This window comes from Aeribacillus sp. FSL K6-8394 (genome assembly GCF_038008865.1).
GTDB lineage: Bacteria > Bacillota > Bacilli > Bacillales > Aeribacillaceae > Aeribacillus > Aeribacillus composti.
Genome location: NZ_JBBPAA010000001.1, coordinates 2,283,585 through 2,296,810, shown reverse-complemented (window position 1 = coordinate 2,296,810; position 13,226 = coordinate 2,283,585). Strand labels below are relative to the sequence as shown.

7 protein-coding genes and 1 pseudogene are annotated in these 13,226 nt (G+C 37.8%); 4 read left to right on the top strand and 4 right to left on the bottom strand.

Going from position 1 to position 13,226, the window contains the following annotated elements:
* Positions 1 to 115 precede the first annotated feature (115 nt).
* A pseudogene (locus NSR00_RS10850) lies at positions 116 to 993 on the top strand (LysR family transcriptional regulator).
* 545 nt (positions 994 to 1,538) lie between these two features.
* Here the strand turns inward: NSR00_RS10850 and NSR00_RS10845 are convergent.
* Both NSR00_RS10845 and NSR00_RS10840 read right to left on the bottom strand, forming a co-directional pair.
* Positions 1,539 to 2,846 carry an MFS transporter gene (locus tag NSR00_RS10845; RefSeq protein ID WP_144598291.1) on the bottom strand — a complete coding sequence of 436 codons (1,308 nt, stop codon included), beginning with the start codon at positions 2,844 to 2,846 and terminating at the stop codon, positions 1,539 to 1,541.
* 170 nt (positions 2,847 to 3,016) lie between these two features.
* Positions 3,017 to 4,576 (bottom strand): AMP-binding protein, encoded by a 1,560-nt coding sequence (locus tag NSR00_RS10840; RefSeq protein ID WP_340788701.1) that lies wholly within the window; start codon positions 4,574 to 4,576, stop codon positions 3,017 to 3,019.
* 189 nt (positions 4,577 to 4,765) lie between these two features.
* Here NSR00_RS10840 and NSR00_RS10835 point away from each other — a divergent pair, with 189 nt between their 5' ends.
* From NSR00_RS10835 to NSR00_RS10825, 3 genes are all read left to right on the top strand, one after another.
* Positions 4,766 to 5,356 carry a TetR/AcrR family transcriptional regulator gene (locus NSR00_RS10835; RefSeq protein WP_063388770.1) on the top strand — a complete coding sequence of 197 codons (591 nt, stop codon included), beginning with the start codon at positions 4,766 to 4,768 and terminating at the stop codon, positions 5,354 to 5,356.
* Positions 5,357 to 6,256: 900 nt separating this feature from the next.
* A complete protein-coding gene (locus NSR00_RS10830) occupies positions 6,257 to 7,786 on the top strand; it encodes a malate:quinone oxidoreductase (RefSeq protein ID WP_340788698.1) in 1,530 nt (509 codons plus the stop codon).
* 959 nt (positions 7,787 to 8,745) lie between these two features.
* A complete protein-coding gene (locus NSR00_RS10825; RefSeq protein WP_340788696.1) occupies positions 8,746 to 9,078 on the top strand; it encodes an antibiotic biosynthesis monooxygenase family protein in 333 nt (110 codons plus the stop codon).
* Positions 9,079 to 9,536: 458 nt separating this feature from the next.
* Here the strand turns inward: NSR00_RS10825 and ald are convergent, their stop codons facing one another.
* Complete coding sequence (gene ald / locus NSR00_RS10820) at positions 9,537 to 10,667, bottom strand: alanine dehydrogenase (protein ID WP_130157539.1); 1,131 nt, start codon at positions 10,665 to 10,667, stop codon at positions 9,537 to 9,539.
* 112 nt (positions 10,668 to 10,779) lie between these two features.
* Positions 10,780 to 12,030 (bottom strand): PucR family transcriptional regulator, encoded by a 1,251-nt coding sequence (locus tag NSR00_RS10815; protein WP_340788694.1) that lies wholly within the window; start codon positions 12,028 to 12,030, stop codon positions 10,780 to 10,782.
* Between the last annotated feature and the right edge of the window lie 1,196 nt (positions 12,031 to 13,226).

Genomic DNA, 13,226 nt, shown 5'->3' with positions numbered 1-13,226 from the left:
TTCAAAATTCCTTTTTGCATCCGCTTACATAAAAGTTTACACAGGGACAAACGGTAAAGTAAAATAAATAAAATGAATCTTATTTATTACATTTGGGAATAAAAAGGGGGATTCGATGGAACTTCGGGACATTCAATCCTTTATTGAGGTGGCCAATCATCAGAGTTTTACAAAAGCTGCGGAGCACTCCTATTTATCCCAGCCGTCATTAAGTAAAGCCGTGAAAAAGCTGGAAGAGGAATTTCATATGGAACTATTGGAACGGTCCACGAGGCATATTCAATTGACGGATGCAGGAAAAGTTGTTTATGAACAGGGAAAAAAGTTAATGAGTATTTTGGAAGAAACGAAAATGCTGCTGGATGAACTGGCAAACGTCGCCATTGGAGAAATTAAAATCGGCATTCCTCCCCTTATTGGAACGTTGTTTTTCCCTTCCATTGCCGGGAACTTCCATCAACAATACCCGAATGTCAAATTGGAGTTGGTGGAGGTTGGCGCAAGGGTAGTAGAGCAGCTGGTGGAAGAGGGGGAAATTGATGTCGGCATTGTGGTTCTGCCGGTGGATGAATCCATTTTTCACATTTCTTCTTTTTTACGGATGAATTTGTCCTTTTTATCCACAAGGATCATTCTCTGGCCTGCAAACAAAGGGTGTCCGTCAAAGAATTGGAGAAGGAAAGCTTTATATTATTTGCAAAAAACTTTACGTTGCATGAATTTATTATTAACACCTGCAAAAATTCTGGTTTTACCCCGAATATCGCCTATGAAAGTTCCCAATGGGATTTAATTTTGGAGCTTGTTTCATCAAAAATGGGGATCACATTGCTGCCGAAAGTGATAGGCGGAAAACAAAATAATCCGGATATTGTTATTATTCCCTTGAAAGAAAAGGTTCTTTGGCATCTTGGTATTATCACGAAAAAGGGTCGGTACCGCTCCTTTGCTTTGAAAAAATTGCTGGAGATGCTTACGGAACAAGAGAAGTGATATCTATACATTCCATTTCGAGTAACATTGTATTTCAATGAATAAATAAACCGTTTCCTAATGATGGAAAGTACCTTGGGACGGAAATTCCTTGGCTGCATTCTTTCATTTTTTGTACAAAAGATATAATAAACGTATAAATTGTTGGTGAATGAAAAAGTTATCCGTACGACGAACATTGATAACCGTCTTTAAACGATTCTCTGTCAGGGGGACCAGCCGATTCAGCGGCACTAACTGTATCCACTCTGAGCCGCCAACTCAAGAGCGGATTACTTTTTTAAAAAAGACAGTATTGGTCCATCCACCCCCAGAGGAAATAGCGAGCATGAGAGATTCAAATAATGTCAAGGCATCCCCTTTCCTTCAGGGAGTGGCTCCACCCTTGAGTTTTTCGTTTCTAGCAACTGCGTAAGAGGCATTCACACCATAATTAGGCCCCACACATAGATATACCAAAGGAGTTTTATTTAAAAATGAAAACAGGGTAACCTCATTCAATAATTTTATGGTACCCTGTGGAAGGATAGAAATCTTATTTTCCCTTACATTTTTATGCTGAAATTATTTTCAGCTGTTTCAATATGATGATCGTATAACGAACGTTTTCTCGTATCCGGAACTAACAGACTTAAAATAAGGGATAATATAATGCCTCCCATCATAAATCCGCCAAAGACCCATGGGGAAGGACCGAAGGATTCGGCCATTGTTGTCCAAATCATCGGACCGAAACCAACAATGGCGGCTGCCACTTGATACCCGAAGGATAAACCTGTGTAGCGAACCTTTGCCGGAAATAATTCGGAGAATAAGGTGCCCTGTGTTGCGAAAATCGATGCCCAGATGATTCCCAGCATCACGCCTTGCATGATGTATAACCAGGAAGCGCCCTCGTCAACCAATGAAAAATAAGGGATAGATAAGATAAACAATAAAATTAATCCGACAATATAAATGAGTTTTCGGCCAATATAATCAGACAAGTATCCTACAACCGGAATGGTGATAATCATAGTCGCGCAGCCAATGGTAAGGGCTGTTAGTGCCACTTGGTTGGAATACCCCAAGTACACCGTAGAATAAGAAAGAATAAATGACATTAAGAATACATTGAAAAATCCGTCCCCAATTTTTAAACCGATAGCATGCAAAACACTTTTCCAATTCGTTTTGAACGTTTCCAAAAATGGTATTTTCGCAATTGCTCCAGCTTCCTTTTGTTGTTTGAAGGCAGGAGTCTCTTCAATTCCGCTTCGGATCCAGAGCGCGAGTCCAATCAGAACAACGCTAAATAAAAACGGAATCCTCCATCCCCATGCCAAAAATTGTGTATCAGAAGTAAAATAACTAATAACCGTTAAGCTTAATGAACCGAGAACTAAACCGATGGGTACACCTAGCTGGGGAATGGAGCCATACAGTCCGCGAAGGCCTTTCGGGGCATATTCGGTTGCCAACAGAACAGCTCCACCCCATTCACCCCCAAGGGAAATACCTTGGATGAGCCTTAAAAGGACGAGTATAATCGGCGCCCAAATACCAATTTGCTCATAAGTAGGAAGAAGACCAATCAAAAATGAACTTCCGCCCATTCCAATAAGTGTAAATATTAAAGCGGCCTTTCTTCCCATCTTATCACCAAAATGACCGAAGATAATGCTGCCGATAGGTCTGGCTGCATAGCCAATGCCAAAGGTTGCAAAAGAAAGTAATAGTCCTACAGCCGGATCATGACTTGGAAAGAATAGAAATGAAAACACAAGTCCCGTAGCAGTACCATATAGGTAAAAATCATACCATTCAATGACAGACCCTGATAAGCTGGCAAACAAGATACGGATTTTGTTCATAAAAATACACCCCTCATCTCACATATCTAATAATCAAATTCAAATTCTCTTTTTGAGGGAATTCACGGTTATTTCATTATCGCTTGCACTGGAACGGCGGAATTCCATTAATGACATTCCGAGGTTTAAAATATTGGAAAAGCAGGTTCATAAAAGTAAATTGAATGATTTTAAAGTAAATTTTCGGATTTCCTCAACAAATGTTTTTGAATTTTTCCGACAGACGTTCTAGGAAAGTCCTTCACAAACTCGATGGTATTCGGTATTTTAAATTTTGAAAGACGGTTCCGACAATGTTCAACCAGCTCCTGTTCCGTCGTTTGTCTTCCTTCTTTTAAAATTACAAACGCTTTAATGGCCTCATCCCGCATCTCATCAGGCACACCGATGACAGCAGCTTCATACACGTCCGGATGTTCCATGATTACATTTTCTACTTCCATTGCCGCTACGTTTTCTCCAGCACGTTTGATCATATCCTTTTTCCGATCAACGAAGTAAAAATAACCGTTTTCTGTCATAATGGCGTTGTCCCCTGTATACAGCCAGCCGTCTTGAATAGTTTCGTTGGTTGCCTTTTCATTTTTGAAATACCCTTTCATAATAGTGCGCCCCGGAATGCCTTTTACAATGATCTGACCGGGTTTGTTGACCGGTACTTCTTTTCCCGCTTCATCCACAAGTTTGACTTCGGCGCTGAGGATGGGCTTTCCGATTCCAGTATTATCCTTTTGCCCGTATAATGGATTCATTAATGGCGGTGCTACAGTTTCTGTCATTCCGTATAGCTGCAACAGCGGTACATTGTATTTTTGTTCAAATTCCTGCAGTTGTTCAGGCGTGACTGATTGGGCAAAGATGATTAAGCGGAGAGGATTTTCTTTGTCTGCCTCATCAAAACGCTGTGCTAAAATCATGCGGATGGGAGCTGCAAACAATGAACCGACCGTTGCATGCAATCTCTTTGCCTGCTTAAAATATTGGGAAGCACTGAACCGTTCCGTGATGGCAACACTTGCTCCAACGGTTAAGGCAGGCATAAACAGATAGTATTGGCCATTGCCATGAAAAAGAGGAAGTACGATCAAAGCCCTGTCTTCTGGGGTAAAGTTCAGGGTCTTCGAAACAGCCTCGCCAGTATAAAGATAATTGGCATGAGTAATCATGCATCCCTTCGGCTTAGAAGTTGTTCCCGAAGTATACATGATGGAGACAATATCATCGCTTTTGAGGGATATAGGAGGAATGTCTCCCTCTGCTTTTTCAATTAAATGATCCATGCTTATTTCTTTGTATAGATCATTTTTGCAGCGGCTTAACAATATTTTTTTAAGATTTGGCAATTTGCTTTGAATTGATTGAAATTTTTCTAAATACTCCTCTTCTGTAATTAGGAGAACCGATTCCGAGTGGGCTATTGTATATTCCATTTCATTTGCAGTCGAGAGGATGTTTGTTGGTACCATAACCGCACCGACTTTAGCCAATGAAAACCAGCAGACAATGAAGTCAGAACCATTTGGAAGATGGAGAGTAACCCGGTCGCCTTTTTGAATCCCTAAATCCAAAAGTACTCGGCTGAATTTATTTACTTTTTGCAAAAACGTCTGATAAGTATACATGGTGGTTTTTTTGTTATTATCTTCAAAGACAAGAAATGGTTTATCTCCGTGTAACCTGCATTTTTCATGAAGCAAATCGATTATCGTTCTTTCTCCAATAATATCCATCGATTTCACCCCCTATAGTAAACGCTTACATAAAAAATAGACTGTAGTCTTTATAGACCATAGTTTATTTCAATACATTTGATTTGTCAATAATATTTTGTTAATTTAGAATATTTTGTATAATAGGTTTTCCAAGACCGTTAGATATAATAAAAGACAAGTTGAGTTAGGAAAAAAGGGGATTTTTTTATGACATTAAATGCAAAGCAAAAAAAAGCGCTTAAAACCAAAAAAAGAATTTTGGAAACAGCTTTGGAGCTGTTTAGTCAAAAAGGATATAACCAAGTCACTGTGGATGAAATCGTCGAGAAAAGCAAAACGTCGAAGGGAGCCTTTTACGGGCATTTTGCTTCGAAGTCAGAAATTTTTTTGGAAAAGTTTAAGGAAATTGATAACTTTTATGATGAATTTTGCAAAACATTGCCGAATGATTTATCTGCTAAGGAAAAGATTATACGTCTTTCCATCACACAAATGAAGTATTTGAAAAACGATTTAGGGAAAGAGTTAATGCAAACGATTTATATGAATCCCCAAAGCGCAAAATTTCTGGCGGATACGAATCGAAGATTATATCACATTCTTGAAAATTACTTACAAGAGGGACAGGAAAAAGGGGAGTTCACCGAAGATTTTTCAATACAAGAGCTGGCCATGATCATTTCCAGGTGCATGCGGGGAACTTTATATGATTGGTTTATTTTCGAAAAGGAACTAGATCCGGTCATCGAGATTGAAAAGATGCTTCAAGCGGTTTTTCAAGGAATTGAAAAATATTGATTCAAAAAATTACTAGAGCTTCAGGATCATAGGAAATTACTTATCCTTGATATGAAATTGAGCCATACTGATCATCCTTTTCTTCCTCTCTTATGTTTGAATGTTCTGACACTTCCAAGCATAAGAGAGGTTTTGAAAATTGGGAAATCAAGTGGCTCATTTTTTTATGTGGTCGATCCTCTGTAAAGTGACTTAATATTAAATGATCAAATTCAAACATACATCATATATGTAAAAATTTGTGTTTTTTTTGCATAGAGTGAAAATCCACGCCAAAAATGACAGAACATCATCGCTGCTGGCAAGATAAGCAAACAAAGGGATAAATCCTAAAAAACAATTGGAACTGTTTGTTAAAATTATCTATTTTGGGAGGCAGAATAAGTGACTGATTTTATAATTGAGTGACATGTTCATCATCTGTTGTTTGAAGAGATGATTTATCTGTTTTATTTTGTGTAACTGTTCGCGTTTCATCGATATCCCCCTTTAACCAAGATATATCTCATAAAGAGCTCTCTTTGGCTGCTTATGGATTTTTTTTGATCTTCTTTATCGGTAGAAACTCTTATTTAAACAGCACATCTCATTCGTTCAGGTGATATCTGATGATTGGTGAATAATAGGATATGTTGGTGGAGTAAAATGATTCATTTTCAAGAAAAAATTAATTTTAGCGGTCTGGTTGTATAAAGTTGATATAGAATCTGTAAATCTATAAATAATCGTGATGGACTTTAATTAGAAATACTAATAATGAACTATACTTAAATAATGATATACTATAATTAAGATATAATTGTTGTAGAAAAGGCGTGTGGCGAAAGCCATGTAGAGCTTTGAATTAGGCAGGTCGCCTGCATCCTTTCTACAAATATTGGGGGATAAGGATGGGGAAAAATGAGTAGCAGACAAACTAACACAGACGTTATTTTAATTGGTGCCGGAATTATGAGTGCGACTTTAGGGACACTGTTGAAAGAATTAGCGCCGGAATGGGAAATTAAAGTGTTTGAAAAGCTCGACAAACCAGGAGAAGAAAGCTCTAATGAATGGAATAATGCAGGAACGGGGCATGCTGCACTATGCGAGCTTAACTACACACCCGAGAAACCGGATGGATCTATTGATATTAGCAAAGCTATAAAAATTAATGAACAGTTCCAAGTTTCCAGACAGTTTTGGTCTTACCTTGTAAAAAACAATCTAATACAAAATCCGCAGGAATTCATCAGACCGCTGCCCCACATGAGTTTAGTCCAAGGGGAAAATAATGTGAGATATTTAAAGAAACGTTTTGAAGCGCTATCAAACAATCCATTATTCCAAGGAATGGAATTTTCTGATGACCCGGAAAAACTGAAAGAATGGATTCCGCTTATAATGGAAGGACGTACATCGAATGAACCGATCGCAGCAACCAAAATCGACTCAGGTACGGATGTTAACTTTGGAGCTTTAACACGCATGTTATTTGACTACTTAAAAGAGAAAGATGTCGAAATATACTACAAGCATAGTGTTAAGGATATTAAACGCACAAGAGACGGTTTGTGGGAATTGAAAGTGAAGGATCTCAATAGCGGTTCAGTTGAAATCCATAAGGCTAAATTCGTATTTATTGGAGCCGGCGGGGGAAGTCTGCACTTGCTTCAAAAATCTGGTATTCCAGAAGGTAAACATATTGGTGGTTTTCCTGTAAGCGGATTATTTATGGTATGTAATAATCCAGAAGTTGTAGAGCAGCATCATGCAAAAGTTTACAGTAAGGCTAAAATTGGTGCACCTCCTATGTCAGTTCCGCACCTTGATACACGGTATATCGACAACAAAAAAACATTGCTCTTTGGACCGTTTGCAGGCTTCTCGCCTAAGTTCTTAAAAACTGGTTCAAATTTGGATTTGTTTGCTTCCGTAAAACCGCACAATTTCGTAACTTTGTTGGCATCAGCCTTTAAAAACTTTTCTTTGGAAAAATACTTGATCGAGCAGCTTCTGTTAACGAAAGAAAAGCGCATGAATGAGTTGCGTGAATTTATCCCGACGGCTAAATCAGAGGATTGGGATATAGTCGTCGCAGGCCAACGTGTGCAAATTATCAAAGATACTGAAGCTGGCGGTAAAGGAACGATTCAATTTGGTACAGAAGTTGTTACGGCTGCAGATGGCTCGATCGCTGCATTGCTCGGTGCTTCTCCTGGAGCTTCTACTGCCGTACACGTAATGCTTGAAGTAATTAAAAAATGCTTTCCTCAACATTTGAATAAATGGGAACCGAAAATTAAAGAAATGATTCCTTCTTATGGTGTGTCACTAGTGGAAAACCCGGATCTTTTCCATGAACTTCATACTTTCACAGCAGAGACGCTCGGTCTAAACGGACAAGAACCGATCTCTGGTGTAAACGAAAAAGAACCGGTTTATAGCTAATTTCTTGGATGAGAAACAAAGGTGTGGAATGAATAAAGTTTAAAACAGCCACTTTTCATCAGTGGATAATTGTTTCTATAATAAAGAAAAGAGACTGATAAGTCAATGATTTTAAAGCAGAGCTAATATAAAAAAATTGCAGAATAATAGAATATAATTGAAAATAATCCGTTTTTAAAAATTTTTTGTCACGACGAAAAAAAGAGGGATGTCTAATAAGTCGTTTTTTCGACTTATAGACCTCCCCTTTAATGTTTTCGTAACGTTTATATATTGATGTTTATGTGTTTTTTGTTTTAATGACGTTTTGATTTTTGATATGCCTCCCCATTAGGTAGACAGATTAAAAAATAAAAATCTGTTTATCTTCATGGGGAGTTTTATTATGATAACCAAAAGAGTTTATCCTTACGGTGTTACACACATGCGGAATTTGAATGGAAAGCCATTTTGACAATAAAGAGCTTGCTCTGCCGCAGCCTTAAAAGCATTGTAAAACTTGTGTTCGTAAAGAGACACCTGTCTTGGATAAGATTTAAACTTATTTATCAAGATTGACAACAATATTGCCACGTAAAAAACATGTTAGGAGTTGATTTCGTTTGACTTCATAAACGTGTGTTTTTTGTTGCGAACTTATATTAAAATAGTTTTTTAAAATAATGAATGAATATTATCTTGGCTAATGGAGTATCTGATACGAAAGCCGGACAGGTAGAGAAACAATTAAATAGTGATAGTGTGCCGGCAATTCAATTTTTCATCTGGTGGGGACAGCGGAGCTATATCGTCATATGTTGTGCTGTGGATCAGGCGCTTTGCTATTGGCCATCATCTTTTTAAATGAATTGATAGAGAAGCGTTTTGAAAAAAGATGAATATTTCTTGCGGGTATTATTGAAAATGATAATTGTTATCAAATATAATAATGTATAATCACTATGAAAGGAGCAATGTGAGTGTTTGTTCAAATAAATACTATTTTAGTGACAGAAGGACATGCCGATCGAATTGTTGACCGCTTCACTTCACAGGGAATAATCGAACAGCAGCCGGGTTTTATCGATTTAAGCGTGCTTAAGAAAAGGCAGAGAAAAGGGAATGAAGAAGTACTCGTTATGATTCGCTGGGAATCAGAAGAGGCTTGGAAAGCCTGGGAGAAGAGCGAGGCTCACCTTGCTGGTCACCGGGCGAACCGAGGCAAGCCTGCTCCCTCCTACATTTTGGAGAGTCGTCAAGATGTCTTCTATGTGCTGGGTCAGAAGGGCTATGTAGAGTCCTCTACTCGATAAAATAAAGCAGCCTCCAGTCCAAAAGTAGGTTTTTCCTGAACATATGCTCTAAAAATTTTTAAATGCCCATTCATTTATAGATGATGGTCTATTGTGAATGGGTGTTTTTTATTGCTTAAGAATCTATTCATGCGTGGGGGTTCTGGATCCAATTGAACGTCAAAAAGGATTAGAAGAACTTAAATCATTACTATTAGAAGAATAGTAGATACATAAGAAGGGGAGATCATTGCTGGACGCGATCTCCCCTTCTTGATTTTATGGTATGCAAAGTCCGTACACGGTGGCATTAAGACACACATCTAATTTTCAGTTGCTGAGTGTTGTTGAGAATTATTATTCAATAATTGGCATGATGTGTCGGAAAAAAGTGAAAAAATGCAAATGGACGTTCGACCATTTAAAGAATCCTAAAAACACCCTTCACAGCTAAGCATGAAGGGCGTTTCATCAGCGTTTTAAGAATACAATCGTTCGGAGATAACGTCATCGACTGGAACATAGTCATAGCCAAGGTCATGTGCTACTGCTTTAAAGGTTATATTCCCATTCATGACGTTCACGCCTGTTTTAATCGCTTCACTTTCTTTAATTGCTTGAACTACACCTTTGGAAGCAATTTGCACAGCATATGGAATCGTGACATTTGTTAGGGCAATTGTTGCTGTACGTGGAACCGCACCTGGAATGTTGGCGACTGCATAATGCAGCACTCCATATTTTTCGATAATAGGATTGTCATGAGTTGTTGCATAATTAATCGTTTCAAAGTTTCCGCCTTGATCAATAGCAACGTCGATTATGACTGACCCGGGCTGCATAGATTTTACCATTTCTTCCGTTACAAGCTTAGGTGCTTTTGCACCGGGAATCAGCACCGAACCGATAACTAAATCGGAGTCTTTGACAGATTCTGCAATATTATAAGGATTTGACATTAACGTCTGCACAGTTGAACCAAAAATGTCTTCTAATTGACGCAGGCGAGCAGGATTTAAGTCAATAATTGTTACATCTGCACCAAGGCCTTGTGCAATTTTTGCTGCATTCGTTCCGACTACACCGCCGCCAATAATCGTGACTTTCCCGCGTTTGACACCAGGAACACCGCTTAGCAGTATTCCCTTTCCTCCTTTAGATTTTTCTAAATATTGCGCCCCGAGTTGAGCTGCCATGCGGCCGGCAACTTCGCTCATTGGTGTCAATAATGGCAATGTATTATTGACGGTAATTGTTTCATAAGCAATAGCGGTCACTTCATTTTCCACTAAAGCTTTGGCCAATTCCGGTTCATTTGCCAAATGGAGATAGGTAAATAAAATTAACCCTTTTCGGAAATATACATATTCAGCCGGGAGGGGCTCTTTTACTTTCAGAATCATTTCTGCTATTTCCCAAACCTCTGAAGCTCTTTCAACAATCTCGGCACCAGCCTGTTTATACTCTTCATCGGTAAAACCGCTTCCGATTCCAGCGTTTGCTTCAATAACAACTTTATGTCCTGCATTTATTAATTGCACAACCCCTGCAGGTGTGATAGCTACACGATTTTCATTATTTTTAATTTCTTTCGGTACCCCGATGATCATCCTCACCATCTCCTTAAAATAACATCTGCACCACTATCATATCTCTTTTAGTTGAACCTTACTTTATGAAAAAATCAGAAAACCGCAAAAGTAATTTGTGTAAATATACAAATTACTCGACATTCATGCTTTCAAGTTTTAAATCCAGAAATAATGTTATTTTCTGGTTAGGGTCTTTCAGGTTTACTCCTGTTATTTCTACTACTCTTTTTAAACGGTAATTTAACGTATTCGGATGAACATGTAATAATTGCGCTGCTTGATAAACATTGCAGTCACATTCTAAATAACTTTTAAGCGTAAGCAATAAATCGGTGTGATGCTTGAGGTCATACTCTCTTAATTTTTTGATTGCCTCACTTTGATAGTGGTCACGAACTCGGATTTGATAAAGTTCATCTAAAAACTGATAGATGCCGATCTCCTGAAAACTATACTTTTGCTGTAATTCATCGGGGAATTTTTCCTTAAGCCTTAATACTTTCAATGCTTGTTTATAGCTGCAATGAACATGCTCCGGAGTATGATAAACGGAGCCGAAAGCACCAGTTATATTTCGTATTTGTAAACGCATACTCATTTTGTTGATAAAATCTTTAATAAAACCGGAAAGAGCGTTCATCGCCTCTTTTTCTGTTCTGAGCCGGGTAAGCAATATTAGTTGATTTTGATCAAATAATTTGCTGACTACTTGAACTTGGTGCAATGTTTCAGCTAAATAATAGGCATGTTTTTCAATAGCTTGTGTTATATCATTTTCAAAGTTAATGATAGCAACAGCAAGATTTCCATCCAGATTAACCCCAACTCGTTTAGCCTGGTGTTTAATCTTAGACACATCGTTCAGATGACCTGTTAATAGCTTCCATAGAAATTCTTGATGACTCTCTTCTTCTTTTCGTTTTCTTATTCGCTGAAGGAGGAGCTGGTTTTTCACAAGCTTTGCAGCTTCCTTGAGCAAATGCAATTGATCATCGTCCATTGTTTTATCATTGATTTGTGCCCATATAAAACCTAAAACCTCATTATGTTTTCGAATCGAAACAGCGACACGGTTGCCTAGTCCAACTTCTTTGATTGCAGGGACAATAACAGGTTCATCGCTTTCGAACAGTTTTGCCATAATCCCATTTTTCCAAAGGCTGTTAATGATTTTATCTGGCACTTTTCTACTCATAATCGTGGCCATTCTTGCTTCATCTACATTTTCTTTATGTCTGCTGTAGGAAATGATCTGATGATTGGAATCCTCTATCGTAATTGGACATTCAAGCATTTCACCAATACGGTCTGCCAAAAGGTCTAGGGAATCGTCTTGCCGCAACTGCGAAAGTAATTGTGGATAGCCTAATGAATTCCTCATTAATTCTTGCCCCCTTTTGCATTTTTACAGTCTTAAACCAATAATGAAGGGTCAATTGAAATGAACAAGAATCACCCGTTTTGTCGATCATTATTGAAAAAAATTTCTGAACAATTAGAAGAGCCTATACAAGATTCGTACCAAAATATCCTGTGCAAGAAGCTCATACCGCCGAAGGTAACATAAAGAGTCATATGGCGAAAAAAGAATCTCTACATGGTCAGCCAAACACCGAGAATTACAGATTACATTTTGTTTGCTTCTATAAATGCAGCCAATTATCCAAGGATTTACAGTTATGAAGAAAACTAAATATTTGCTTTTCCTTTTTCATTTACGTGTTTTGCTAATTTCGTGATATTGATTTTTCCTAAATCCGGCCTGGCTTTCCTTTTGATTGATCGATTCTTTGCCGATCATTTATCCTGCAAAAGGGATGTAATACGAAAAATTACTAATAGGAAACGCGATTTTTGCTAAGTAGAAAAACACGGGGTCAGCATATATAAAAATCTCTGTTAGTTCATAGTTATTTTTAATTAATCTTGCCGATTGTTCAGCAGTTTCACAAATCAAAGGTGTCGTCATCAATTCATTACATTCGGCAGCGATCTTACCAATTTCATGGTATTAGGCTCAAGCACAACATCTGCAATCATTAATTGAATGATTCCATCTTAAAATGGTTTTAATAATCTATAATGAAAATATTCCGTCTTTATTAAAAGCAGCATCCCATTTAAACTGTCTTTAAATAGATTATTTTTTTAAAATGTAGCATTCTCAATATTATCGTCAGGAAATCTGACAAATTATAAAAAGTAAACGTTTTCAAAATTGCCTATTTTAGAAAACGTTGGCGAACGTATAGGATAAAATCTGGGTAAAACCGATGAACTGCTTGTTCATTGCATAGACGACGATGCTTACATTTGCCGGGTTCCAAAAGAATAGGACATTTTTGCCGGAAACATATGGATAGATATTCAGCTTTGTATAATTGCCACTTGATCGAAATCTTCCTTGAAAAACTTCTTCGTATAACGGGTGAGAATTTGCATTACTGTTGGATCAATAAAGTGCTTGTACTCATGCATTTCGAAAGAATACTACGCTGCTGAACAGTGCTATGCTGATGCTATTATTTTACCACGTTCTTGAGAAACTTGCTTTTGCTTGTCGTGTCGTTAAAATAT